The following is a 24,705-nucleotide window of genomic DNA, read 5'->3' as shown; positions in this document are numbered from 1 at the left end:
CCCTGCTGGCTCAGCGTTCCACGAAAGGCCGCGCGAGCGGCCAGCGCAGCGAGGACGCCACCGGAAAGCGCGGCTTGCGGCCAGCCGGCGCGCGCCACGGCTGCATGCGTGCGGCCATGGCCGCGCACAGGGCGAGGCCTTCCTCGCCGTGCAGACGCTCCATGGCGTGATGCACGAGACCGGCGTCGAACCACAGCTTGAAGCGGCGATGGCAGGTGCGGAAATCAGGATACTGCTCGGGCAGCTTCGACCAGACCGAGCCGGTGGCCAGTACCCAAAGGATGCCCGCGAAAACGTGACGAGGATTGTGCGCCGGGCGCCCGCGACGACGACCGTCAACGCGGATTTCGTGAAACATGGGCGCGATGCTGCGCCACTGCACATCGGTAAGTTCCGGAGATATGCGGGAAGACATCTGATGGTCCCTGTGAAGTTATCTGACACAACAGGACTAAGGTAGCCTCACAGCGGACAAGAAAATATCGGACTATGCCTAAAAATCGAGATGAACTCGCCGGTTCCGGGTCGGCACACTAACCGGAGGCCGTGGCCATGGCTGCGCTACACTGCCCCATCCCGGCTTCGATGACGGATTTCCAATGGCGCCTTCATCCCCTTCAAAAGCCCGGCACGGCCGGATTCGCGTCGGCGTGGGCGGCTGGATCTATGCGCCGTGGCGCGGCGCGTTCTATCCAGACGGCCTGGCGCAGCGCCGCGAACTGGAATACGCGAGCCGTCATCTCTCGACGCTGGAAATCAACAGCACGTATTACGGCGCGCAGCGCCCGGAAAGCTTCACGCGCTGGCACGACGAAACCCCCGAAGACTTCGTGTTCTCGCTGAAGGCCCCGCGCTTTGCGATGAATCGCCGTGTGCTGGCCGAAGCCGGGGCCACGATCGAGCGCTTCCTGGGCGGCGGCGTGCTGAACCTGCGCGACAAGCTCGGGCCGATCAACTGGCAGATCACGCCGGGCAAGCGCTTCGATCCCGAGGACTACGCACGATTTCTCGAACTGCTGCCGGGCGAGGCCGAAGGCCGCCCGCTGCGCCACGCGCTCGAAGTGCGCGACGAGAGCTTTTGCACGCCGGAATTCGTCGCGCTCGCGCGCAAGCACAAGGCGGCGATCGTCATCAGCGGCGATTCCAGCTACCCGCTGATCGGCGATACGAGCGCGCCGTTCGTCTATGCCCGCATCATGGGAACCGCGCAGGATCACCCGCAGGGCTATGCTCCCGCCGACCTCGACCTTTGGGCGTCGCGCGCGCTCGCCTGGGCGCGCGGCGAAACACCCGACGACCTCGCCACCTACGCGAAGCCGCTCGCCGCGAAGGCCGGCCGGGACGTGTATCTCTACGTCATCAGCGGCTTCAAGGAACGCAACCCGGCGGCAGCCATGGCACTGATCGAGCGCCTCGGCGCGAGGTAGCCGCGCACGGCGAGTCTCATCCGACACGTAAAAGACCGTAACGCCGCCGTAATGACTTGGTCAGCAGCGAGTTGATATCGGTCAACATGCAAACTTGCAACGCAGCGAGATACTGAATCGATGCGTTGCGGGCACTGCCGCTCCCGCCGCCCAACCGCACCACGGAGTGTCCTGCCTTTGCAAACCGCAATCGAATTCACCATCCGCACCGGTGTCCTGCTACTCCTCATCGCGCTCTGCCATGCCGCTGCGCAGCGATTTCGCCTCTCCGATTCGTTCGGTCTGACCAGCGCCGGCGTGCTGCTCGGCGCCGGCTACCTCGCCTTGCTCAACCTCGCGCCCGGCTTCACCGCTTCGAGCGTCGTACCCTTGCTCACGCCTTCGCTTCCGCCCGAGGCCTATCTCTGGATCTTCCTGCCGCCCATCCTCTTCGAAGCGGCGTTGCAGGTCGATACGCGCGGTCTTCTCGCCGATCTCGCGCCTATCCTGTTACTCGCGATCGGCGCGGTGGTGGCCGCGGCGGCAGGCGTCGGCCTCGCCACGTGGATCAGCAGCGGCGAGAGCCTGATCGTGTGCCTGCTGCTCGGCGCTATCGTCAGCACGACGGATCCTTCCACCGTGATCGCGCTCTTTCGCAACAGCGGCGCGCCCGAACGCCTGATCCGGCTGGTCGAGGGCGAAAGCCTGCTCAACGACGCCGCCGCCATCAGCATCTCCACGCTCCTCACCAGCGCGCTGGTGCTCACGCCGCCCGCCGGGCACACGCACAGCTACCCACTCGCCGCGTTCCTCGTATCGCTCGTCGGCGGCTGTGCGTTCGGGGCGCTCGCGGGAGCACTTTTCGTCGCGACGTCGAGCGCGCTGCGCAGCCTGCCTTTTTCCGAGTACGCGCTCTCGCTCGCGCTGCCCACGCTGCTCTATCCGGCCGCGGAACACGGGCTTCACGTGTCTGGTGTGGCCGCAGTGGTGTGCGCGGGTCTCGCGGCCAGCCAGCTCATGCGAACACGCCGGGCCGCCGCGAGCCAGGGGCTGTTTCGCCAGCTATGGGCGTACCAGGCTGGCATCGCCTCCGCCGCTGTCTTTCTGCTCGCGTCGGCGCGCGTGCCCGGTCTGGTGCACAAGCTGCATCTGCGCGACGCCCTCCCGCTCGGGCTCGCGCTGCTGGCCGCCACCCTGAGCCGCTTCGGCATCCTCACGATCTTCGTGCCGCTGCTGAGCCGCTTTGGCATCTGCAAGCCGCTGCCGCGCGCACATCAATGGCTGATCGCATGGGGCGGCGTGCGCGGGCCCGTCACGCTCACGCTCGCGATCTGCGTCGCGCGCAACGACGCGCTCTCGCCCGACACCCGCGCGTTCGCGGCCGCGATGGCCGCTGCCTTCGTGCTGCTGAATCTGCTCTGCAACGGCCTCACGTTAGGGCGTGTGGCGCGATGGCTCGGCATCGCGCCACACACTTCCGGCTAACGAGCGGCGTTTCGCCCCGATCGTGGACGCAGGCAGGCCAGGCTGCGGACGTTACTCGCTGCGCTCGGTGCACCACAAATAGCCGATCGCGGCACGCGCGTCGAGCGGCGCTTTCGAGGATGCGGGCAGCGGCTTCGAGTATCGCGTCAACCGTGGCGGCGGAACGGCGCTGTACGGGCCGCTTGCGCGCGTCTAGTGGCGCGGGGCGTCTGGGTCATGGCGGGCAATGCGCGGCAGGCATCGAATGTGAGCAATGGCTCGTATTTTATCCGCCCTCGGCACGCCCGCCTGAAATCGCCTTGAAGTGTTGCATTGAAGCGGCGCGCGTAACGCAACGTGCAATCCTTACATATCCACCCGTTGCGTTACGCCGGTCACACGCCGCTGACCTCCCCCCGTCTTCTGGCACGGAACCGAAACACCGCGCCTCAAATCTGCCGGCGCATTTCCGCCGCCGGCAGCTTCATCATCTGCCGATACTTCGTGACCGTGCGGCGCGCAACCTGCACGCCCTGCTTTTCGAGTTCCTGCGTGAGGATGACATCGGAAAGCGGGTCGCGCGGATCTTCGGCGTCGATCATTTCCTTGATGAGCGCGCGCACCGCAGCCGCCGAGCACGTGCCGCCCGTGCGCGTCTCCAGCTCGCGCGGGAAGAAGCGCTTGAACTCGAAGATGCCCCGCGGCGTGGCCATGTACTTGTTGCCCGTGGCGCGCGAGACGGTCGACTCGTGCAAGCCCAGTTCGTCGGCGACGTCGCGCAGCAGCATGGGCCGCAGGGCGATTTCGCCGTACTGGAAAAACGCCTTCTGACGCGCGACGATGCACTCGCCCACGCGCAGGATCGTCTCGCAGCGCTTGTGCGCGTTGCGGATCAGCCAGCGCGCTTCCTGCAGCTGTTGGGCGAGCGGCGAGCGGCTCGTCTGATCCGAGCGCGCGAACATCTCCGCATAGAGTTTATGAATGCGCGCCCGCGGCTCGATGGCCGGGTTCACGCTTACCACCCATTTGCCGCGCACCTGCCGCACGATCACGTCCGGAATGACATAGCCGCCGTCCGCACGCCCATAGTGGTTGCCCGGCTTCGGATCGAGGCGGCGCACGAGCGCACTCGCGGCCTGCAGCGAGGCGGCGTCGCAGCCGAGCTGGCGCTGCAGCTCCCCATGCTCGCGGCGCGCGAGGCGTTCGAGATGATGCGAGACGATCTGCATGGCCAGTTCGCGATGCGGGGTGTCGTCAGGCATCGCATTGAGCTGAAGCGCGAGGCATTCGGAGAGCGAACGCGCACCGATGCCAGGGCGATCGAGCGTCTGCACCACGCGCAGCGCCACACGCAGACGGTCCTCGTCGAGCGTGTCGCCCGCACCCTCTACGTCGGCGAGATCGGCGAGGTCCTGGCGCAGGTAGCCGTCGTCGTCGAGCGCCTCGATCACGATCTGCGTGGCGATCCGGTCAAGGTCGTCGAGCGGCGAGAGGCGCAGCGCGTCATGCAACTGCTCGCGCAGCGTGAGCGGCACGCGCACCCAGTCGGAGGCCTCGGAATCGCCGTCCTCGCCGCCGCGATAGCTCGATGTGCGCAACGCGCCAGGCGTTGGCATCTCGGCGGTGTAGCCCGAACCTTCGTCGCTATAGCTGGCCTCGGCGTACGAGGTCTCGGCGTAGGGGGACGTTTCCTGCTCCATGCCGGCATCGAGGCCAGACTCGCCGGCGCCTTCCGTCGCCATGGCGGGGGCTTCGGCCGCGGGTGCCGCCGCGGAGCCGATGCCCGCCGCGCCGTCGGCCGCTTCGGCGGCCTCGCCGGTCTCCGAGGCCGGCGCAACATATTCGAGGAACGGATTGGTGTCGAGCGCCTCGCGCAGCTCCTGCTGGAATTCGAGCGATGACAGTTGCAGCAGCCTCACCGCCTGCTGAAGACGCGGCGTGAGCGCCAGATGCTGGCGCGCGTGTAACGCGATGGAAGGCATGGCAATCCCGTTTTGTTGAATTGAGTGGTAGCCCCCTCATGCAACAGCCATGCCAGTTTTTACAACGTCCTGTTTTGAAACGGGATCGGCGCTTGCAACATAGGCTTTGCGAGTCTCTTTTCCGACCCCTGCGTGGAGATTTTTACAAAGGTGCGGAAAAATTGTTGCGCGGGCCGGTTGGGAAAACCGTGGCTGCGTGAAGCGGCCGCGATCCCGCATAGTGGGCGGTTACAGCCGCTTCCAGCAGGCTTTCAACGGCGCGCGGAAGCGAGCACGGACGCGGCGAGGCACGCACCTTGCGGAAGGAAGCGGCGACCACAACCAGAAAGGGAGTAGCCATGAAGCGCATCCTGATCCTCAAGACCGCGGCTGGTGCCGCCTGCATGACGTTCGCACTGATAGCCGGTGCGCAGACCACGACGAACAGTTCCGCGCCCGCGGGCAGTTCGGAATCCATGGGCCAGCACGTTGACGACGCAACCATCACGACCAAGGTCAAGGCCGAACTGCTCGGCGCGAAGAACGTGAAGTCCGAGCACATCCACGTGAAGACGCGCAATGGCGTGGTCTCGCTCACCGGCACCGTGCCGAGCGCCGCGGACCGCGACAACGCGAAGCAGGTCGTGGAAGGCGTTTCGGGCGTGAGCTCGGTGAAGAACCATCTGAAGGTCTCGGCGGCGAGCTGATCGATCCGCCGGGCCACCGGATCGAGCCAGTTTCGAGCCGGACTGCGCCGGCGGCTTCCACCGCCGGCGCTTCTCCTGCCAGCCTCATCCCTGCCTCATTCCTCGTCCTGCCGCGCCTGCCTGAGCTGGGCGCGCCGCTGCTCGCCCTGACGCGCGAGCATCCAGCCCGGATACTCCGCGGGCAACCCACTCGCCTCGCCCAGTACGCCTAGCTCTTCGATACTGAGCTTCACTTTCGTCGCCGCGATGTTGTCGTCGAGCTGGTCCACGCGTTTCGCGCCCATGATCACCGATGTCACCGCCTTCTGATGCAGCAGCCAGGCGAGCGCGATCTGCGCGACCGACACGCCTTTGGCCTGCGCGATCGGCCGCATCGCGTCCACACAGTCCCATGCGCGCTCGCGGTTCACGGGCGGAAAATCGAAGGTCGTGCGGCGGCTGCCCGCCTCGCCTTGCTGGTCGCGCCCGTACTTGCCGCTCAGGAGCCCGCCCGCGAGCGGACTCCAGACCATCAGTCCGAGCCCCTCGCTTTCCAGCATCGGCACGAGTTCGCGTTCGAGATCGCGCCCTGCGATCGTGTAGTAGGCCTGCAGCGACTCGAAGCGCGCGAGCCCTTCGCGCTGCGCAATGCCGAGCGCCTTCACGATCTGCCAGGCCGCCCAGTTCGAAACGCCGGCGTAGCGCACGTGGCCCTGCTGCACGAGCGTATCGAGCGCGCGCACCGTTTCCTCGATCGGGGTGACGGGGTCGAAGGCGTGAATCTGATAGAGGTCGATGTGGTCGAGCTGCAGGCGCTTCAAGCTCGCCTTCACGCCGTCCATGATGTGAGAGCGCGTGGCGCCGCGCTCGTTCGGCGACGAGCCCATTTCACCGAACACCTTGGTCGCGATCACCACCTGCTCGCGCGGGATCTTGAGGTTCTTGAGCGCCAGGCCGGTGATCTGCTCGGAAACGCCTTGCGAGTAGACGTCGGCGGTATCGATGAAATTGACGCCTGCGTCCAGCGCGCGGCCAACGAGCCGTTCGGCGTCGGACTGCTGGAGATCGCCGATCTGGTTCCAGATGCCAGCGCCGCCGCCGAAGGTCATCGTGCCGAGGCAGAGTTCCGAAACGAACAGGCCGGTGCGGCCCAGAGGGTTGTAACGCATGGTGTGACTCCGTCGTGGTTCGAGGGAAAGTCCAACGCGGCGAGGATACTGCGATCACGCCGGGCCTGCCGAACGGCCGCCACGGCTTGAAACGCCGCAAGGCGGCCGTACATTCCTGCTTACGCCCTGCAACGCCCGCACCTGGCCCGCCCCGCGCCAGGCAGGCGCGCACGAAAGCTGCGAGACTGGCAGACGTGCAATGCCGCCTTCTCCGCCGCTTTTTCTGCCGCACACCGCCCGCATGACCACACCTTCGCCCGTATCCGATCCGCACGCCCCTCAAGCCGCCAATCAGGACGGCGAGCAAAGCGACGTGCTCGCGCGCTTCCATCCGGCCGTGGCCGGCTGGTTCCGGCGCAGTTTCAACGCGCCCACTGCCGCGCAACGCGCCGCATGGCCGCTTATCGCGAACCGGCGCGCGACGCTGGTGGCCGCCCCGACCGGCTCGGGCAAGACGCTCACCGCCTTTCTCGCCGCGCTCGACGAACTGGTGCGCGAAGGCCTCGCGAATGGCGGCGCGCTACCCGACACGACGCTCGTCGTCTACGTGTCGCCGCTCAAGGCGCTCTCCAACGACATCCGGCTCAATCTCGAACGGCCGCTCGAAGGCATCGGCGAGGAACTCGCGCGGCTTGGCTTGCCGCCGGTCGAAATCCGTACCGCGGTGCGCACCGGCGACACGCCGCAGCCCGAGCGCGCCGCGCTGCGAAAACGCGCACCGCACATTCTCGTCACGACGCCCGAATCGCTCTACGTGCTGCTCGGCTCCGAATCGGGCCGCCGCATGCTGGCGAGCGCACGCAGCGTGATCGTCGACGAGATTCACGCGCTCGCGGGCAACAAGCGCGGCGGCCATCTCGCGCTGAGCCTCGAACGGCTCGACGCATTGTGCGGCTCGCGCCTGCTGCGCATCGGGCTGTCGGCCACGCAAAAACCGATCGAAAGCGTCGCGCGCTTTCTGGTGGGCATGGGCGACGCCGCGCAGGATCCGAACGCCAGGCCGCCCGCGTGCGAGATCGTCGACGTAGGCCATGCGCGCACGCGCGACCTTGCGATAGAAATGCCGCCCGTGCCGCTCGAAGCCGTGATGGCGAACGACGTGTGGGAGCGCGTGTACGACCGCATGGCCGAACTCGTCGCCATGCACCGCACGACGCTCGTGTTCGTCAACACGCGCCGCATGGCCGAGCGCGTGGCGCGCCACCTCACCGACCGTCTGGGCACCGAAGCCGTGGCCGCGCACCACGGCAGCCTCGCGCGCGAGCATCGTTTTCTCGCCGAGCAGCGGCTCAAGAGCGGCGATCTGCGCGTGCTCGTGGCGACGGCGTCGCTCGAACTGGGCATCGATATCGGCGACGTCGATCTCGTGTGCCAGATCGGCTCGCCGCGCTCGATTGCGGCCTTCCTGCAGCGCGTCGGGCGCTCGGGCCACCAGGTCGGCGGCGTGCCGAAGGGACGGCTCTTCCCCACGTCGCGCGACGACCTGATCGAATGTGCGGCGCTGCTCGATAGCGTGCGGCGCGGTGAACTCGATCGCCTCGCGCTGCCGCAAGCGCCGCTCGATGTGCTCGCACAGCAGATCGTTGCGGAAGTGGCCTGCGAGGCCTGGGAAGAAGACGCGCTCTACGCGCTCGTGCGGCGCGCCACGCCATGGGCGGCGCTCGAGCGCGCGCAGTTCGATGCCGTGCTGCGCATGCTCGCCGAGGGCTACACGAGCCGCCACGGGCCGCGCGCCGCCTACCTGCATCGCGACGTGGTGAGCCACACGCTGCGCGCGCGGCGCGGCGCGCGGCTCGTCGCGCTCACGTCGGGCGGCACGATTCCCGACAACGCCGACTACTCGGTGCTGCTCGAACCGCAGGGCGTGCAGATCGGCACCGTCAACGAGGACTTCGCCGTCGAAAGCCTCGCGGGCGACGTGTTCCAGCTCGGCAACGCCTCGTACCGGATCCTGCGCATCGAGGCGGGCCGCGTGCGCGTGGAAGACGCCCAGGGGCAGCCGCCCAACATTCCTTTCTGGCTGGGCGAGGCGCCGGGCCGCAGCGACGAGCTTTCGTTCGCGATTTCGCGGCTGCGCAAGCAGGTGGAAGCCGCGCTGATCGACGCGAGCGCGAATGCTGGCGCGACGGATGACGCTGCATCGCCCGCCGTGGTCGATCGGGCCACGGTGGCGCTCGCCGCTTCGCTCGCGATCGATGATGCCGCCGCGCGCCAGATCGTCGAATATCTTGCGCGCGCCCGCGTCGCGCTCACGGTGCTGCCCACCCAGGACACGCTCGTCATGGAGCGTTTTTTTGACGAGGCCGGCGGCACGCAGCTCGTGATCCACACGCCGTTCGGAAGCCGCCTGAACCGTGCGTGGGGTCTCGCGCTGCGCAAGCGTTTTTGCCGCCAGTTCAACTTCGAGCTACAGGCCGCCGCGACCGAGGACGCCATCATCCTCTCGCTCACCGGTGCGCACAGCTTCGCGCTGGACGAGGTGTGGCGCTATCTCCATTCGAATTCCGCAGAGCATCTGCTCGTGCAGGCGCTGCTCGACGCACCACTGTTCGGCGTGCGCTGGCGCTGGAATGCGACCACGTCGCTCGCGCTGCCGCGTCAGACCAGCGGGCGCAAAACGCCGCCGCAGATCCAGCGCATGCGCAGCGAAGACCTGCTCGCAGCCGTGTTTCCCGACCAGGTGGCGTGCGTCGAAAACATCGCGGGCGAGCGCGAAGTGCCGCGCCATCCGCTCGTCGATCAGACGCTCGACGACTGCCTGCACGATGCTATGGATACCGAAGCATGGATTGCGCTGCTGCGGCGCATCGAGGCGGGCGACCTGAAGCTCGTGGTGCGCGAACTGCCCGCGCCCTCGCCCCTCGCGGCCGAAATCCTCACCGCGCGCCCGTATGCGTTCCTCGACGATGCCCCGATCGAAGAACGCCGCACCCAGGCCGTGCTGTCGCGCCGCTGGAGCGACCCCGAATCCACCGACGATCTCGGCGCGCTGGACCCCGAAGCGATCACGAGCGTGCGTGAAGAAGCCTGGCCGCAAGTGCGCGATGCCGACGAAATGCACGACGCGCTCACGAGCCTCGGCGCACTGGCCGAAAGCGAGGCGCAGCAGGCGCCGCAGTGGCTCGCATGGCTCGCCGGTCTGGCGGCGGCGGGCCGCGCAACGCGGCTGCCGGTCGCCGACCACGACGCGCTGTGGGTGGGCATCGAGCGGCTTGCGTGCGTCCAGGCCATCTACCCGCAGGCGCGATGCGAGCCGCCGCTCACGCCGCCGCCTGAATACGCGGAGACGTGGACCGAGGACGCGGCGCTCGTCGAGATCGTGCGTGCGCGCCTGTCGGGCTTCGGACCGCTCACGGTCGCGCAGGTGGCGCGGCCGCTCGCGCTGGAGGCGAGCGTGGCGGCGCTCGCGCTCACGCGCCTCGAAACCGAAGGCACCGTGATGCGCGGACGCTTTACGCCGCAAGCGATGAACGGCGGCCAGGAGGAATGGTGCGAACGCCATCTGCTCGCGCGCATCCACCGCTACACGGTGCGCAAGCTGCGGCGCGAAATCGAGCCGGTCGAGCGTCACGACTTCATGCGCTTCCTGTTCGAATGGCAACGCGTGGCGCCCGGCACGCGCGGCTCGGGCCGCGACGCGCTGGCCGCCGTGCTCGACCAGCTCGAAGGCTGGGAAGCCTCGGCGCTCGCGTGGGAGGACGACATCCTGCCGGCGCGCATCGACGACTACACGCCCATGCTGCTCGACGAGCTGTGCCGCTCGGGGCGCCTCGCCTGGGCACGGCTGCCCGCGCGCGCGGCGGCCGCTTCGACGGTACGCAGCACGCCGGTCGTGCTGCTCGCGCGCCGCGAGCTGGCGCGCTGGATGGCGCTCGTCGAAACGACCGACACGGCCGGCCTTTCAGCGCGCGCGCAGCGTGTCTACGAGGCGCTGCTGCGGCACGGCGCGATGTTCTTCGACGAACTCGCCGCCGATGCGCACTTGCTCGGCGTCGAGCTGGAAAATGCGCTTGGCGAACTGGTGGCGGCGGGTCTCGTCAACGCAGACAGCTTTGCCGGGCTGCGTGCGCTCGTGAAGCCGGCCGCGCAGCGTAGCGCGCATCACGGCAGACGCCGGCCGCGCGGCTTCGGGCCGCTCGCGGGCGGCATGGCCGACGCGGGACGCTGGGCGACGCTGCGGCGCGTTGAGCTGGCCAAGGCGTTGGCCGATGCGTCGATCACTCCGCTTGCGGATCTGGACTCTGAAGCGGCGCTCGTCGCGACGGAGTCGGCTGTACCGAATTCGGGCGTAGCAGCAGCCTCGCGCTCGCAGGCGCTTGCGCGTGCCAGGCAAACGACCGCCAGCGCCGCGCGCCGGCCGCCCGCCGACCCGGATCTGCTGGAGCACGTCGCCAATGTGCTGCTGCGCCGTTACGGCGTGGTCAGTTGGCATCTGCTCGGACGCGAGGCCGCGTGGCTGCCGCCGTGGCGCGATCTGCTGCGCGTGCTGCATCGCATGGAGGCGCGCGGCGAGGTGCGCGGCGGGCGCTTCGTCACCGGGATTTCGGGCGAACAGTTCGCGCTGCCCGAAGCCGTGGCGCTGCTGCGCGACGTGCGGCGGCGCGCTGCGGCACAAGGCGAAGGCGGCGCGCTCGTTTGCGTGAGCGCCGCCGATCCGCTCAATCTCGTCGGCACGCTGCTGCCCGGCGAGAAAGTGCCCGCGCTCGCCGGCAACCGCATCGTGTTCCGTGACGGCGTGCCGGCCGCCACCCTGATTGCCGGCCGCTTCGGGTTTCTCGGCGAGTTCGACGAGAGCACGCGCGCCGAACTGCGCGCGCGGCTCGCCAAACCCTGGTGAGGCGCGCTGGGCGCGCGCGGGCGGGATTGGCTGTTAGTTGCGTTGTGCTGCGTGCGCGGAAGGCTTCGTCACGCTGCGCGTGCCGTCGAAATGCCGGCGCACGCGCAGACCGTTCGCCACGACGAGCAGGCTCGCACCCACGTCGGCGAACACGGCCATCCAGAGCGTGGCCGCGCCCGCCATCGCGAGCACGAGAAACACGGCCTTGATGCCGAGCGCAAGCGCGATGTTCTGCTTGAGCACACCCGCGGTCTTGCGCGAGAGGCCAATGAACGCGGCGATCTTGCGAGGATCGTCGTCCATGATCGCAACGTCGGCGGTTTCGAGCGCGGTCGCGGTGCCCGCCGCGCCCATCGCGAAGCCGATGTCGGCGCGCGCGAGCGCGGGCGCGTCGTTCACGCCGTCGCCGACCATTGCAGCCATGCCGTACTGCTTCGAGAGTGAGGCGATCGCGTCCTGCTTGTCCTGCGGCAGCAGATTGCCGCGCGCGTCGTCGATGCCGAGTTGATCGGCGATCGCACGCCCGGTCGACGCGTTGTCGCCGGTCAGCATGACGGGCGTCACGCCGAGCGCGCGCAAGGCCCGCACGGCCGGTGCGCTTTCCGTACGCAGCGCGTCGGCCACGGCGAACACGGCGACGGCCCCCTGCGGCGCGCACAGCACGATCGCGGTCTTGCCAACCCGTTCCAGCGCTGCCAGTTGCGCTTCGAGTTCGGGCGAGCACAAACCGAGCTCCTCCACGAGACGATGATTGCCGAGGCTCCAGAGCGTGCCGTCGATACGGCCTTGCACGCCGCGACCGTTCAGCACCGCGAACTGATCGACCGCGAGCAGGCGCGCTTCCGGCTGACGCGCCCGCCAGCCTTCAACCACCGCACGGGCGACGGGGTGCGTGCTTGCATCGTCCAGGCTCGCGGCGATGCGTAGTGCTTCTTGCGTCGAAAGCGGCGCTTCGCTGGACTCCCCTACGGTGGCGAGCGCCCGAACCGGCGCCGCGAGCGCATCGGTCAGGACAGGCTCGCCGCGCGTGAGCGTGCCGGTCTTGTCGAGCGCGACGGCCTTGAGCAGCCGGCCGCGTTCGAGCCACACGCCGCCCTTCACGAGCATGCCGTGGCGCGCGGCGGCGGCGAGGCCGCTCACGACCGTCACCGGCGTCGAGACGACGAGTGCGCACGGGCAGGCGATCACGAGCAGCACGAGCGCCTTGTAGAGCCACGCACTCCACGCGCCACCGAACACGAGCGGCCCGGCAAGCGCCAACACCACGGCCAGCACGACCACGGCCGGCGTGTAGTAGCGCGCGAACTGGTCGACGAAGCGCTGCGTGGGCGCGCGTTGCGCCTGCGCCTCCTGCACCGCCGAGGCGATGCGCGCGAGCGTGCTGTCCTTCGCGGCCGCGGTGACGAGCGCCTCGACCACGCCATCGACTACGATGCTGCCCGCGTAAAGCGCCGCGCCGGTCTCCTTGTCGACAGGCAGGCTTTCGCCCGTGATCGGCGCCTGATCGAGCGCGGCCCGGCCGGCGATCACGCGCGCGTCGAGCGGCACGCGCTGGCCGGTACGCACGCGAATCCGGCTGCCGACGGCCGCTTCGCCCACCGCGCACTCGCGCCATTCGCCTTGCCCGGGTGCGCCGTCGCCGGCTTGCCAGACTTCGGCGGTTTCAGGCGCGAGCGCGGTAAGCGCGCGGATCGCCTGACGGGCGCGTTCGAGCGAAAGCGCCTCGATTTCCTCTGCGAGCGCGAACAGGAAGACCACCATTGCCGCTTCGGGCCACTTGCCGATCGCAACGGCGCCGATCAACGCAAGCGACATCAGGAAATAGATGTTGATCGTGAAGTTGCGCAGCGCGATCCAGCCCTTGCGCAGCGTGGGCAAACCCGCGCACGCAATCGAGATGATTGCGCAGGCGAGTACAGGCAGGCTGGTTTCCCGGCCGGTGCTCCAGGCGAGCACCTCGGCGCCCGCGGCTGCCACGCCGCTCACCGCCAGCAGCAGCTTCTGGCCCAGCGCGAGACCGACAGACGCAGGCGGGGCGGCTTGCGCGCACGCGCGGTCGTCTAGCGCACGCGGCGCCATGTCGAGCGCGTGCAGCGCGGCGACGACAGGCTGCGTATCGTCGAGCCGATGATGCACGGTCAACTCGCGCGCGAGCAGGTCGAAGTCGAGGCGCACGACGCCCGGCATGGGCTCGAGCCGGTTGCGGATCAGGCGCTCCTCAGTCGGGCAATCCATGTTTTCGATGCGCCAGCGCGCGCGGCGCGTGCCTTCGGGCGCCGGGGCCGTGTTGCGCTGACTTTGCGGCGGCGTGCTGTGCGCCGCGCCGCCGTGACAGCAGCTGTGAGCGTGCTCGTGGCTTTTCGACCGGGCTTGTCCACGATCGTGATCGTGGTCATGGTCATGGGCGTGATCATCGGCGTGTCCTTGTTCCAGGCCGTGATCGTGCTCATGCTCGTGACCGCCGCACGCGCCACCCACGCCGCCAGACCCGTGAGCGCCGCCCATCTTCCGTTCCTCATCGCGCGCGCACAGGCGCTGCGCAATGCCGAGCCGCGACACGTAGCTCTGGTTCATAGCCGGTTTCTCCCAAAAGTGACACAATCATTGAACAGCCTGTAGCCACTACAGGGTCAAGTCATTTGGGAGAGCCGCGACTATGCGAATCGGTGAACTGGCGCGCTGCGCGCACTGCGATGTCGAAACGGTGCGCTTTTACGAGCGCGAAGGCCTGCTGGACGAGCCCGCGCGCGAAACCAACGGTTACCGCAGCTACACGGCCGTGCACGCCGCGCAGCTCAACTTTATCCGCCATTGCCGGTCGCTGGGCATCGGGCTCACCGACATCCGCATGCTGCGCCGCTTCCAGGCCGACCCGAGCCAGCCCTGCGACGAAGTCAACGATCTGATCGACAGCCAGATCGAGCGCATTCATCAGCAGATCGAAGCGATGCGCGTACTCGAGCAGCAATTACGCACGCTGCGCGAGAGCTGCCATGCCCATCAGAGCAGCAGCGCGGAGTGCGGGATCATGAAGAGCCTCGAACAGCCCATCGACGACGAAAGCTGCTCATGCCATGGCGACGGGCACGCCGCACAGGACGCGCCGCCCGCAGACGGCGCGCCCGCCCCTCACCGCCACTAGCCACTCAAGGACAACTCAAGGCGCGGCGGCGATCACTTCGGCCACCGTTGCCGTCAGCTTCTTCGCATAGGGAACATGCAGGAACTCGTTCGGGCCGTGCGCGTTGGACTTCGGACCGAGCACGCCGCACACCATGAATTGCGACTTGGGAAACCCTGCCTGCAGCACGTTCATCAGCGGGATCGTGCCGCCCTGGCCGAGATAAGCGCAGTCCGCGCCGAAATGCGTGCGCGAGGCGGCGTTGAGCGCTTCGGTGAGCCAAGGCGCGAGTTCCGGCGCGCTCCACCCGTTGGCCGCGCCGGCGTCCGGCTTGAAGGTGACCTTCGCGTTATACGGCGGATCGAGTTCGAGCAGCGCCTTCAGTTCGGCTACGGCCTTCGAAGCCTCGACTAGCGGCGGCAAGCGCAGGGAGAGCTTGAACGCCGTGCGCGGCCGCAGCACGTTGCCGGCGTCGGCGAGTGCGGGCAGGCCCGCCGCGCCCGTGACCGAAAGCGAGGGCCGCCACGTGGAATCGAGCAGCGCCTGCTGCGGATCCGTGGTGGTGGGCAGCACGCGCCGGCCGTCCTGGCCACATGCCCAAGGCAGGCTCTTCCAGACGTTTTCGCCAAGGATCTTCGCCGTGGCCTCGGCTTCGCTCAGGCGCTGCGAAGGAATCGCGCAATGGAAACCCTTGGGCAGCAGCGTGCCGCTCGCGGCGTCTTCGAGACGCTCGAAGAGCTGCCGCATCACGCGGAAGCTGGACGGCGCAATGCCTCCGTAAGAGCCCGAGTGAATGCCCTCCTCGAGCACTTCGACTTCGAGGTCGCCCGCCACGAGCCCGCGCAGCGACGTGGTCAGCCACAACTGGTCGTAATTGCCCGCACCCGAATCGAGGCAAACGACGAGACCGACGTTGCCGAGCCGCTCGCGCAGCGCATCGACATAAGGCAGCAGGTCATAGCTGCCCGACTCCTCGCAGGTTTCGATGAGACCCACGCAGCGCGGACGCTCGATGCCTTGCGCGTCGAGCGCGGCGAGCGCCGTGACGCTCGCGTAGATCGCGTAGCCGTCGTCAGCGCCGCCGCGACCGTAGAGGCGGCCGTCTTCGAGCTTCGGCGTCCAGGGGCCCAGGTCGTTGCGCCAGCCAGCGAATTCAGGCTGCTTGTCGAGGTGGCCGTAGAGCACGACCGTCTCGCTGCTACCCGAGCGCGTGGCGGGCACCTCGAAGAAAATCACCGGCGTGCGATTGGGCAGGCGCACGATCTCCAGCTTCAGGCCGCGCACCGGCTGCTGCTCCGCCCACTTCGCGGCGTCCTGCACGACGCGCTCGAGATAGCCGTGCTGCGCCCACTGCGGGTCGAATGCCGGACTCTTGGCGGGCACCGCGATGTAGTCGGTCAACGCAGGCACGATCTCGTCATGCCATTTACGTTCGACGAAGGCGCGCAATTCGTCATGGTCGAGTTGGCGGGTGGCCTCGGACGGGTCGGAGATCATGGTGTGGGTTCCCAGCGATGAAAAAACCGATGATAGACCCGAACCCCCGCCCGCCGACACCCCTCACGCCCGTTGCTGGCCGTTCGGCCAGGGCATGGCGTGCGCTCTGGGTCAATCCGCGCGACAATGATGAATCGGGCATATCCGCCCTTTTTTCTGGAGAATGGAAATATGGTGAGCCGTTCCGTCTTCGAGATCGTCGTTCTCGCAGCGGTGGTCGCGCTCTACTTTCTCCCAGCGCTGATCGCCGACAGGCGCCAGCGTCACGACCTGCTGGTCATCGCCCTCTTCAATGCCGTGCTCGGCTGGACGCTGCTCGGCTGGCTGCTGGCGTTCTTCTGGGCGCTGCAACCGAATCCGCCGAAGGATCTCGGCGGCCAGACCAGGGTCCGCAACCGCCGGCTGGGCATGCAGCTCTTCTCGCGCCGGCTCGACGATCGGGTCCAGGCGCGCGAAACCCGCTCCGCGGAGAGCAAGCGCTCCCCGCATTGAGGCCGTCGCGGCTTATCCGTTTGGCCAACGTTGCAGGCCATGGCGCGCACGCGCGGCCCTCGCATGAAATAATCGCCGGGAATCAAGCTGCGTTGGCCGCGCCGTTTTGATCGCGCAGTATGAGGCGCATGCGTACAGGCCTGCGCCCACCTCCCAGGTCATCCTCACACCTAACAGCAACCCTCAACACGGAGCCCCGTCATGCCACACGCCGCCCCGCTGCTCGCCTTTGCCGCCGTTGCACTCGGCATGGCGCTCACGCCCGGACCCAACATGATCTATCTGATCTCGCGCTCGATCTGCCAGGGCCGCAAGGCGGGTCTGATTTCCCTGGGCGGGGTCGCGCTCGGCTTCGTGTTCTACATGCTGTGCGCCGCCTTCGGCATTACCGCGTTGCTCATGGCCGTGCCGTTCGCCTACGACGCGCTGCGCCTGGGCGGCGCGCTCTACCTGTTCTGGCTCGCATGGCAAGCGCTGAAGCCCGGCGGCCGCTCGCCGTTCCAGGTGCGCGAGCTGCCCGCCGACCGCCCGCGCAAGCTCTTTCTGATGGGGTTCGTCACGAACCTGCTGAATCCAAAAATCGCCATTCTGTATTTGTCGCTGCTGCCGCAGTTCATCGACCCGCATCACGGCAACGTGCTCGCGCAGTCCGTCGTGCTCGGCAGCGTGCAGATCGCGCTATCGATCAGCGTGAATGCCGCCGTTGCGATGACGGCGGGCACGATTGCAACGTTTCTCGGCGACCGGCCGGGCTGGCTCAAGCTTCAGCGCTGGCTCATGGGTACGGTGCTGGCCGGACTCGCCGTGCGTATCGCCGCCGAAGGCCAGCGCTAAAGCAAACGGCCGGGCGCATCTGGCCCGGCCGCTAATTCGTCCGTCTTCGTCCTTGTCTGGCACGCCTGCGACGCGTGTGCGCGTGCGCAGGTCTGTCTGGCTCTACTTCAGAACCCGCCGATGGCCCTTCCGCCAGCCGGGCTGCGCATCTTGACGAATGCCGCGGGAATCGAGCGCGGTTCGATCTGTACCATGTCCTGAGCGAACATGTCCTGGCGCAGTTCGCCGTGTTCGTCGAACCACTGGCAGATCAGCCAGTGACCGCTGGCAAAGCCAACCGGGCCGGCATACATGACGGTCATGCGCGGACCACCCGATTTCAGGGTGACAACGTCGCCAATTCCGGCCATGGCAGCGAGCGGCTTTTCAGCTACGTCGATGGTCGTATCAAGCATGATGTTCCCCGTTAAAAAAGTCGCACAGAGAAAAAAACCGGGCGGGTTAGCACCCCCGGCTCCCTACCGCCCATTTCGATAATGAGAATGGGGCGGTCATTAATAAGTTTGGCAAGACTATCAACTCGAATTAATGCGTGCAAGTGGTTTCCATTAAACCTGCTGAAAACCCTGTTATTCGACGCACGGCGAAAGCACCGTTTAATCCCGCTCCGCACAATTTACGCGGAAAGCCGTACATGGCTGGCAAAAGCTACCGGGCAAGGTTCTCCACGAAACAGTCATATTATTTCGAATCCGCCGCCAGAAAATACCGCAATGCAGCGGCGATAAACATGGTACACGGCGACTGCATTAACGATTTCAGCCGGAAACCGTAAGCCCAGCCAGAGCAGGTGGAAACGTTTTCCGCACCAATAAACCGTCCGTTCGATTAATTCGCTCGCGCCGTACGTGAACTGTTCGTCTGCGGGCAAATCCTCATGTTTTACCGGATGGCCTCAAAATTTATGCGGCTGAAATACGGCTGTCACTTAATTGGAATTGCAGTGCGGTGCAAAAAAAACCCATCCGGCAAAACCGGATGGGGCGGCGCGTGTGCAGGGCGCGATCAGGCCGCGCTTAATCGGCAAACGGCAAGGTCGTCTGGCCTTCGGCGCGCATGCCGAAGACGTTGAGCGTCATTGCGACGAACGCGTAGTAGCCAAGCAACCCGACCAGGTTGATCGTGGTTTCGTGGCCAAAGCGCTCGACGGCACGCGCGTAGGTCGCATCGGAAACACGCTTCGAGTCGTACAGCTCGGTCGTGAATGCGTAGATCAGCGCGTCGTCGGGCTCGTCGAACTGGGGCGTGGCGCCCGTGCGGATCTGCTCGGCCAGCGCCTCGGGCACGCCTGCCTTCAGCGCGATGGGATAGTGGATGTACCACTCGGCCTGCGCCTGCCAGCGCGCGGCCGTGACGAGGATCGCCAGTTCGGACAGGCGCAGCGACAGGCCCGTCTGGTAGCGGCAAAACGCGCCAAGGCGCTGCGCATGCTGCGCCAGTTCCGGGCTGTGGATCCAGCCGAGGAACGGGCCGTTGAGGTTGCCGCGCGGACCGGAAAGGATCTCGTCCAGCACCGCCTTCTGTTCAGGCGAAGCCTGGGCAGCGTCGAATGCGGGAAGCCGCGAGGTCGGATTTTGCGTCATCGATGGTCTCCATTGGAGGTCATGGCCGGTCGCGCCGACTGCTTGCGGCCGCCGCTAGGGGGGGACAGTTAGTTGCACTTCAATCCGTACGGCAAAGCTTACGCCGGGCGCGCCCCGCCCGTTGCGTCGAGCGCGCCGTCGACCGCGGCGGCAAGCCGCTCGACGATCGTGTCGATGTTCTGCTCCGTGCAAATGAAAGGCGGCGCGAGCAGCACATGATCGCCGTTGCGCCCGTCCACGGTGCCGCCCATCGGATAGACCATCAGGCCGCGCGCGAACGCCTCGCGCTTGATCGCCGCGTGCAGCTTGAGCGCCGGGTCGAAGGTCGCCTTCGTGGCGCGGTCCTTCACCAGCTCGACGGCCACGAACAGGCCGCGGCCGCGCACGTCGCCCACGTACGGATGGTGCGCATACCGCTCGCGCAGACGCGCGCGCAGTTGCTCGCCGCGGGCGAGCACGTTGTCGAGCAGTTGCTCTTCCGCGATGACGCGCTGCACTTCGAGCGCAGCCGCGCAGGCCGTGGCGTGGCCGATATAAGTATGGCCGTGCTGGAAGTAGCCGCTGCCGCCCACGATCGTCTCGTAGATGCGCTGGCTCACGAGCGTCGCGCCGATCGGCTGGTAGCCCGCGCCCAGGCCCTTCGCAATCGTCAGCAGATCCGGCGCAACGCCGTCCTCCTCGCAGGCGAACAGATACCCGGTACGGCCCATGCCCGACATGATCTCGTCGAGGATCAGCAGCACGCCGTAGCGGTCGCACACCGCGCGAATCTTGCGGAAGTACTCGCGCACGGGCGGCACCGCGCCGGCCGTTGCGCCCACCACGGTCTCGGCGACGAAAGCCGCGACCGTCTGCGGGCCGAGTTCGAGAATCTTCTGCTCGAGTTCGTCGGCAAGGCGCTGCGCGTAGGCCTCGTCGGTTTCGCCCTCGTTGCGCTCGCGGTACGCGTAGCACGGGCTCACATGATGCGATTCGATCAGGATCGGCAGGAATGGCTCGCGGCGCCACGCATTGCCGCCGATCGCGAGCGCGCCGAGCGTGTTGCCGTGATAGCTCTGGCGGCGCGCGATGAAGTGGCGGCGCGTAAGTTCGCCCTTCTCCACGAAGTACTGGCGCGCGAGTTTGAGCGCGGCTTCGATCGCCTCCGAACCGCCCGACACGAAGTACACATGGTCGAGCCCCTTGGGCGCGGCGGCGATGAGGTGATCGGCCAGTTGCTCCGAGGCCTCGGTCGTGAAGAACGAGGTATGCGCGTACGGCAGTTGTTGCGCCTGACGCTTGATCGCCTCGATTACGCGCTGGTTGCTGTGGCCGAGGCATGAGACAGCGGCGCCGCCGCTTGCGTCGATGTAGCGCTTGCCGGTGGAATCGATGATTTCGATGCCTTCGCCTGCCACCGCGACGGGCAAGGTTTGCTTCGGCATCCGGTGAAACACCTTGGTCATATGTGTCCTCGATGAAGTCCGTGCATGATTAGCGGGCCGCGCCGTCCACATGGCGCGCGTTCGAATCGATAAAGCAGCCGAGCACGCGCTCGCCGCCCTGCCAGACGTCGAACGCCACGCCGCGCGGCTCGACGCGCATGCAGGCGGTGGCGAGCGTGTTCTCGTCGTCGGGGTCGCGCGGGTCGTCGCGGAAGATCGGCAGGCCTGCGCCCGCGCGATCCTGCAACACCTGCACGAACGCCGCGCCGTCGGGCTGCGCGCCAAGCGCGGGCAACAGTTCGGCGAGACGGGTCTGGCGATCGCGCGACGAATCGGTGACGATCTGCGCCTCACGCTCGCAGCCCGTGTGGATGAGATGATTCGCGTGGCCCGAGGGCGCGCTCACTTCGCGCGCCGAAGCGCGCTGCGCGGTCGCTTCGACGCTAACCACACGCACCTCGCCCGCCTCGTCGGTCCCGCCGATCGTGTGGTGGAAGCCGCTCGCGCGCGGCGTGTCGCGCAGCCGCGCGAGGGCTTCTCCCAGCGTCGCGCAATCGAGCACGGCGCGCGCGAGAATCATGCGCGGCACGCCCACGTGCGGCTCGCGGATGCGCACGTTGTTGATCGCTTGCGCAAGTCCCGCGCGCGTGGCCGCGAAGGTATGCCCCGGCAGCGAGCCCGGATAGTAGAAGCTCACGAAACCGGGCCTTCCGTCGGGTTCGACCTCGACCACGCTGCAGCGGCCATGCAGCCAGGGGTCGCCGTCTTCGTTGTGCGCAATGAGGCCTGCGCCAGGCGTGCGCACCGCGAGCGTCGTGCAGCCGTCCGGCGCGTTGTGGATCAGTTCGCCGCGGCAATTCCAGAGGAACAGGTCGTCCGCGGACCAGTCGAGCGCCTGCGCCATGGCGTCGATTTCCGCGACATAGGCCGGGAAATGCTGCACGGCTGCGGCGCGCAACTGCTGCGCGAACGCACTGCCGCGCCAGCGGCTCACCGCCTGCCAGGCGCTGCTTTGCGCCATGTAAGCGGCAAAGAACGGCTTCACATGTGCGCCTAGCTGCCGGCCGATCGCCTCGGGCGAGCCGGCTACGCGGATAGTTTTAAGTTCCTGCATCTGTTTTCTCGCTTCGCTACCGGTATGGGTCTACCTCTTCCTATAGTGCGCTTTATACGTCTCAACAACATCTGTTGTCAATTGCAATATAGACTACAACAAATGAGATAGGTACGGATGATGCAAAACCGGATGCCGTCTCACAACGGCATCCGGCTGCGGAAAAACAAGCGGGAAATGGCACGGAAATGCCGGGGCGGCGCTCAGGGCATGTAAGCGCCGCGTGCGTTCAGGGAACGCTCGGCCTGTTCGAGCTGCGCGATCGCGCCCGAGCCCTCGAGCGCCAGCAGATGGGCGACGAGCGACTCGGCCAAGGCCGTCGCGGCGACGAGCGAAGGGAAAAACGACGGACTTTCGTGCGTGAAGATCAGCGCCTTGTCGGCGTTCAGTGCGATGGGCGAGACGGCGCTGTCGGTAATCGCGATCAGGCGGCTGCCTTTGGCGAGCGCGGCCTCGGCCACGCGCACCGCCTCGACCGAATACGGTGCGAAGCTGACAACAATCGTTGCGCTGTCGCGCTCGATGCCGAGCAACTGCATCTCCAGCGTCCCCGCCTCGCCGCCCAGCAAGGAAACCGAAGGCCGGAACAGCCGGTAGCCGTAAACGAGCCCGAACGCCACCGCATAGCACGAGCGAAAGCCTGCCACGTGCACATGCTTCGCGCGGCGCAATACGCGCGCCGCCTCGACCATCGAACGTGTGTTATGCGCGGCGCTCGCCTCCAGATTGTGCTGTTGCGCCACGAGCAGGTTGCGTGCAAGACCGTCCTTCGCATTGCCCGCCACGAGTGAGCGAGCCCGCGAGGAAAGCGGCTCCGGCCGCGTGCGCACACGCGCGACGAACAGGTCCCGCAGCTCGTTCCAGCCCGGAAAGCCCAATTGCTGGGAAAGCCGCACAAGCGAAGCGGGTTGCACACGGGCGCGCTCGGCCACTTTGCGCATGGACGAAACGGCCACTTCGTCGGGATGGTCGAGCAGGAAGGCAGCGCCGGTCTGGAACTGCGGGCTCAAGTCGGAGAAGCGCGCGCGGATCAACGCGGCGAGCTGGTCGAAACTGTCTGGCATGCGTCGCTCGGGCAGTGGGTGACAACAAATGTTACCACTGGTGTTGCCGGATGTTGCAAGTCGGGACAGATGTGGTGATTGGCAAACGAAACCTGTTCTGTGGCAAACAAACTTGTTCTCGCGATTCTGCGCAAATAAAACTGTTCTGGAAAATCGCCCTCGCCGTCCGACTCCTTACGCCATGAGGGTTTGCCTTGATCTGCACTCTTTGGGAGAAAAGGGGCGCTTTCGGTGGATTGTCGAAAAACTCTGCGGCTCACCGTTTGGGAAGAAAGAACGCTTGAACGAGCACTACCGGAAAAGCAGACGCCCAAGCGACGCAGATTCTGGCTCTAAAAAATTGCCAGTTTTACGTCCATCCAATACACGGCACAACAAATCCTGAACAGGGCAAAGACAAGTCACCAGATGGAACTCTCACGCCTGCGGGCGGAGAACAAGCGTCTGCAGATGGAACTTGAAATCGCAAAAAAAGCGGCGGCGTTCTTCGCGAAGGACCTCCTGTGAAGTACGCCTGGATTGATTCGCATCGCCGGCACTATCCGCTGTCGGCGCTGTGCGGGGTCCTGTCGGTCAGTCTGAATGGCTATCGGGCGTGGAAGCGCGGCGGCACGCGCGGGCGCCCGCGCCTCACAGAGGCCCAGTTGCTCGCTCTGATCCGGTCTATCCACGCCGAGGTCAAGGGCGCCTATGGCTCCCCACGGATGACCGAGGAAGTTCGCGCACGCGGCTTTCCGGCCAGCAAGGAGCGGGTTGGGCGGCTCATGCGCGAGAATGGCATCCGCGCTCGGCACAAACGACGTTACCGTGTCACGACGGACTCGAAGCACAAGCTGCCGGTTGCGGAAAATCTGCTGGGGCGCAACTTCACGCCGACAGCGCCGAATCAGGTCTATACGTCGGACATCACGTACATCTGGACCGATGAGGGCTGGCTGTATCTGGCGATCGTGCTGGACCTGTTCAATCGGGAAGTCGTCGGCTGGTCGATCAAGCCGCGCATGACGACTGACATCGTGACCGATGCGCTGACGATGACATGGTTCCGACGCCGGCCCGAGCCCGGCGCGCTGCATCATTCGGACAGGGGTAGCAATATGCCAGCGACGACTTCCAACGCAAGCTGGCGCAATATGGCATGCGCTGCTCGATGAGTCGCAAAGGAAATTGTTGGGGCAACGCCCCGACGGAGAGCTTCTTCAACAGCCTGAAGAACGAACGGGTGCATGCTACGAGATACCGCAACCATCAGGAAGCGATGGCGGACCTGTTCGAATACATCGAAGTGTTTTATAACCGCAGTCGTCGTCATTCGTCGCTCGGCTTTGTATCGCCGGTTCAGTTCCTGCAAGACTGGATCAAAGCTCAGCAGACCAAGGATGCGGCCGCGTAACCAGAGGCTTATGGAAGGCGAAATACCGAGGGAACCTCAGTACTACCTAAAAAGGTGATACCCTCATGCTCACCGAAGATCGGTGATCCGCACATTTTTCTTGAGGATGACATGCTTCCATTCGCGGATTCCACCAATCCACCGGTGCAAGATGACGTCTATGCACTCTGGGATCGGCTGGCCGAGTTCTCAGCAGGTGATGGCGATGTCGCGCTGTCCCATCTGCTAACCAAGCTCTGTGCCATGGTCAAAGCACAGAATGCGCTCTGGGCCGTTGTTGTGCGATTGCCTTCGCTCGCGCCAAAGGATCCCTTGTTCGGCTGGCGTCCACGACTGGTTCGGCTTCTGCATCCGGTACCGGCGATGGTCGCTTCCGTGCAGGAGCAGTACGACACGCTCTGGTCCGGCCACGTCGACTCGTCACATGTCGTGGCCGCCTCAGGGAACGAGCCGTTCTGCGCCAACCTGCTCTTCGAGGCGATGCCCGCCGAATGGTTTGAAGGTGAGCACTATCGGCGCCACTACCTCGAAGTCGGCCACGGCGACAGCATCCAGGTGCGTTGCTCGCTCAATGACGATGTGCGGATTCATCTCTTCGTGTTTCGCGATGTGCGGGCACCCCGATTCTCTGCGCCGGATCTCGAGCGTCTGGGTTTCGTG

General features: G+C 66.5%; 18 protein-coding genes and 2 pseudogenes. 9 read left to right on the top strand and 11 right to left on the bottom strand.

What is annotated here, in order from left to right; genetic code table 11:
* Positions 1–10: 10 nt before the first annotated feature.
* Positions 11–415 carry a transposase gene (locus M3I56_RS35320; protein WP_254357933.1) on the bottom strand — a complete coding sequence of 135 codons (405 nt, stop codon included), beginning with the start codon at positions 413–415 and terminating at the stop codon, positions 11–13.
* Positions 416–599: 184 nt separating this feature from the next.
* Between M3I56_RS35320 and M3I56_RS35315 the strand changes: the two genes are divergently transcribed.
* Positions 600–1,427 (top strand): DUF72 domain-containing protein, encoded by an 828-nt coding sequence (locus M3I56_RS35315; protein WP_254357932.1) that lies wholly within the window; start codon positions 600–602, stop codon positions 1,425–1,427.
* A gap of 177 nt (positions 1,428–1,604) precedes the next feature.
* Complete coding sequence (locus M3I56_RS35310; RefSeq protein WP_254357931.1) at positions 1,605–2,891, top strand: cation:proton antiporter; 1,287 nt, start codon at positions 1,605–1,607, stop codon at positions 2,889–2,891.
* Positions 2,892–3,003: 112 nt separating this feature from the next.
* Here M3I56_RS35310 and M3I56_RS35305 read toward each other — a convergent pair.
* Together M3I56_RS35305 and M3I56_RS35300 are read right to left on the bottom strand one after the other, a co-directional pair.
* A pseudogene (locus tag M3I56_RS35305) lies at positions 3,004–3,090 on the bottom strand (TetR/AcrR family transcriptional regulator); the annotation flags it as partial.
* A gap of 229 nt (positions 3,091–3,319) precedes the next feature.
* Entirely contained in the window at positions 3,320–4,852 is a 1,533-nt protein-coding gene (locus tag M3I56_RS35300) for an RNA polymerase factor sigma-54 (protein WP_254357930.1), read from the bottom strand.
* Between the two features lie 338 nt (positions 4,853–5,190).
* Here M3I56_RS35300 and M3I56_RS35295 point away from each other — a divergent pair, with 338 nt between their 5' ends.
* A complete protein-coding gene (locus M3I56_RS35295; RefSeq protein WP_254357929.1) occupies positions 5,191–5,538 on the top strand; it encodes a BON domain-containing protein in 348 nt (115 codons plus the stop codon).
* 95 nt (positions 5,539–5,633) lie between these two features.
* Here M3I56_RS35295 and M3I56_RS35290 read toward each other — a convergent pair whose 3' ends face one another.
* Positions 5,634–6,686, bottom strand: a complete 1,053-nt coding sequence (locus M3I56_RS35290; RefSeq protein ID WP_254357928.1) for an aldo/keto reductase — start codon at positions 6,684–6,686, stop codon at positions 5,634–5,636.
* Between the two features lie 241 nt (positions 6,687–6,927).
* Between M3I56_RS35290 and M3I56_RS35285 the strand changes: the two genes are divergently transcribed.
* Complete coding sequence (locus M3I56_RS35285) at positions 6,928–11,523, top strand: DEAD/DEAH box helicase (RefSeq protein WP_254357927.1); 4,596 nt, start codon at positions 6,928–6,930, stop codon at positions 11,521–11,523.
* Between the two features lie 33 nt (positions 11,524–11,556).
* On the opposite strand, the gene M3I56_RS35280 is transcribed toward M3I56_RS35285, so the two are convergent.
* Positions 11,557–14,028: a heavy metal translocating P-type ATPase gene (locus tag M3I56_RS35280; protein WP_375541847.1), complete on the bottom strand. Its 2,472-nt coding sequence runs from the start codon at positions 14,026–14,028 to the stop codon at positions 11,557–11,559.
* A 151-nt stretch (positions 14,029–14,179) separates the two neighbouring features.
* On the opposite strand from M3I56_RS35280, the gene M3I56_RS35275 reads away from it, so the two are divergent.
* Positions 14,180–14,665, top strand: coding sequence for a Cd(II)/Pb(II)-responsive transcriptional regulator (locus M3I56_RS35275; RefSeq protein WP_254357925.1), 486 nt, complete (start codon positions 14,180–14,182; stop codon positions 14,663–14,665).
* Between the two features lie 15 nt (positions 14,666–14,680).
* On the opposite strand, the gene M3I56_RS35270 is transcribed toward M3I56_RS35275, so the two are convergent.
* Positions 14,681–16,141, bottom strand: a complete 1,461-nt coding sequence (locus M3I56_RS35270) for a M20 family metallopeptidase (protein ID WP_254357924.1) — start codon at positions 16,139–16,141, stop codon at positions 14,681–14,683.
* A gap of 171 nt (positions 16,142–16,312) precedes the next feature.
* On the opposite strand from M3I56_RS35270, the gene M3I56_RS35265 reads away from it, so the two are divergent.
* The gene (locus M3I56_RS35265; protein ID WP_254357923.1) at positions 16,313–16,633 is read left to right on the top strand and encodes a superinfection immunity protein; all 321 of its coding nucleotides are present in this window, start codon (positions 16,313–16,315) and stop codon (positions 16,631–16,633) included.
* Positions 16,634–16,834: 201 nt separating this feature from the next.
* Positions 16,835–17,467, top strand: coding sequence for a LysE family translocator (locus tag M3I56_RS35260; RefSeq protein ID WP_254357922.1), 633 nt, complete (start codon positions 16,835–16,837; stop codon positions 17,465–17,467).
* Positions 17,468–17,574: 107 nt separating this feature from the next.
* On the opposite strand, the gene M3I56_RS35255 is transcribed toward M3I56_RS35260, so the two are convergent.
* The 5 genes from M3I56_RS35255 to M3I56_RS35235 form a co-directional block, all read right to left on the bottom strand.
* Positions 17,575–17,862: a YodC family protein gene (locus M3I56_RS35255; protein ID WP_254357921.1), complete on the bottom strand. Its 288-nt coding sequence runs from the start codon at positions 17,860–17,862 to the stop codon at positions 17,575–17,577.
* 621 nt (positions 17,863–18,483) lie between these two features.
* Positions 18,484–19,050, bottom strand: coding sequence for a carboxymuconolactone decarboxylase family protein (locus tag M3I56_RS35250; protein WP_254357920.1), 567 nt, complete (start codon positions 19,048–19,050; stop codon positions 18,484–18,486).
* 98 nt (positions 19,051–19,148) lie between these two features.
* Positions 19,149–20,495, bottom strand: coding sequence for an aspartate aminotransferase family protein (locus M3I56_RS35245; RefSeq protein WP_254357919.1), 1,347 nt, complete (start codon positions 20,493–20,495; stop codon positions 19,149–19,151).
* 28 nt (positions 20,496–20,523) lie between these two features.
* The gene (locus M3I56_RS35240; protein WP_254357918.1) at positions 20,524–21,588 is read right to left on the bottom strand and encodes a C45 family peptidase; all 1,065 of its coding nucleotides are present in this window, start codon (positions 21,586–21,588) and stop codon (positions 20,524–20,526) included.
* Between the two features lie 203 nt (positions 21,589–21,791).
* Positions 21,792–22,652, bottom strand: a complete 861-nt coding sequence (locus M3I56_RS35235) for a MurR/RpiR family transcriptional regulator (RefSeq protein ID WP_254357917.1) — start codon at positions 22,650–22,652, stop codon at positions 21,792–21,794.
* 396 nt (positions 22,653–23,048) lie between these two features.
* Between M3I56_RS35235 and M3I56_RS35230 the strand changes: the two are divergent.
* Positions 23,049–24,045: pseudogene (locus tag M3I56_RS35230) on the top strand (IS3 family transposase); the annotation flags it as partial.
* A gap of 111 nt (positions 24,046–24,156) precedes the next feature.
* On the top strand, positions 24,157–24,705 hold a 549-nt coding region (locus M3I56_RS35225; protein WP_254357916.1), incomplete at its 3' end, for a LuxR family transcriptional regulator.

The sequence above is a fragment of the Paraburkholderia sp. CNPSo 3281 genome, from assembly GCF_024206515.1.
GTDB classification, from domain to species: Bacteria; Pseudomonadota; Gammaproteobacteria; order Burkholderiales; family Burkholderiaceae; genus Paraburkholderia; species Paraburkholderia nodosa.
This window is presented reverse-complemented; position numbering and strand designations above follow the sequence as displayed.

Bases quoted from the DNA above. Each gene is read 5' to 3' on its own strand.
- M3I56_RS35270 (WP_254357924.1), bottom strand. From the start codon at position 16,141: ATGATCTCCGACCCGTCCGAGGCCACCCGCCAACTCGACCATGACGAA.
- M3I56_RS35290 (WP_254357928.1), bottom strand. From the start codon at position 6,686: ATGCGTTACAACCCTCTGGGCCGCACCGGCCTGTTCGTTTCGGAACTC.
- M3I56_RS35300 (WP_254357930.1), bottom strand. From the start codon at position 4,852: ATGCCTTCCATCGCGTTACACGCGCGCCAGCATCTGGCGCTCACGCCG.
- M3I56_RS35295 (WP_254357929.1), top strand. From the start codon at position 5,191: ATGAAGCGCATCCTGATCCTCAAGACCGCGGCTGGTGCCGCCTGCATG.
- M3I56_RS35315 (WP_254357932.1), top strand. From the start codon at position 600: ATGGCGCCTTCATCCCCTTCAAAAGCCCGGCACGGCCGGATTCGCGTC.
- M3I56_RS35245 (WP_254357919.1), bottom strand. From the start codon at position 20,495: ATGACCAAGGTGTTTCACCGGATGCCGAAGCAAACCTTGCCCGTCGCG.
- M3I56_RS35255 (WP_254357921.1), bottom strand. From the start codon at position 17,862: ATGCTTGATACGACCATCGACGTAGCTGAAAAGCCGCTCGCTGCCATG.
- M3I56_RS35275 (WP_254357925.1), top strand. From the start codon at position 14,180: ATGCGAATCGGTGAACTGGCGCGCTGCGCGCACTGCGATGTCGAAACG.
- M3I56_RS35250 (WP_254357920.1), bottom strand. From the start codon at position 19,050: ATGACGCAAAATCCGACCTCGCGGCTTCCCGCATTCGACGCTGCCCAG.
- M3I56_RS35320 (WP_254357933.1), bottom strand. From the start codon at position 415: ATGTCTTCCCGCATATCTCCGGAACTTACCGATGTGCAGTGGCGCAGC.
- M3I56_RS35280 (WP_375541847.1), bottom strand. From the start codon at position 14,028: ATGGGCGGCGCTCACGGGTCTGGCGGCGTGGGTGGCGCGTGCGGCGGT.
- M3I56_RS35265 (WP_254357923.1), top strand. From the start codon at position 16,313: ATGGTGAGCCGTTCCGTCTTCGAGATCGTCGTTCTCGCAGCGGTGGTC.
- M3I56_RS35260 (WP_254357922.1), top strand. From the start codon at position 16,835: ATGCCACACGCCGCCCCGCTGCTCGCCTTTGCCGCCGTTGCACTCGGC.
- M3I56_RS35235 (WP_254357917.1), bottom strand. From the start codon at position 22,652: ATGCCAGACAGTTTCGACCAGCTCGCCGCGTTGATCCGCGCGCGCTTC.
- M3I56_RS35240 (WP_254357918.1), bottom strand. From the start codon at position 21,588: ATGCAGGAACTTAAAACTATCCGCGTAGCCGGCTCGCCCGAGGCGATC.
- M3I56_RS35285 (WP_254357927.1), top strand. From the start codon at position 6,928: ATGACCACACCTTCGCCCGTATCCGATCCGCACGCCCCTCAAGCCGCC.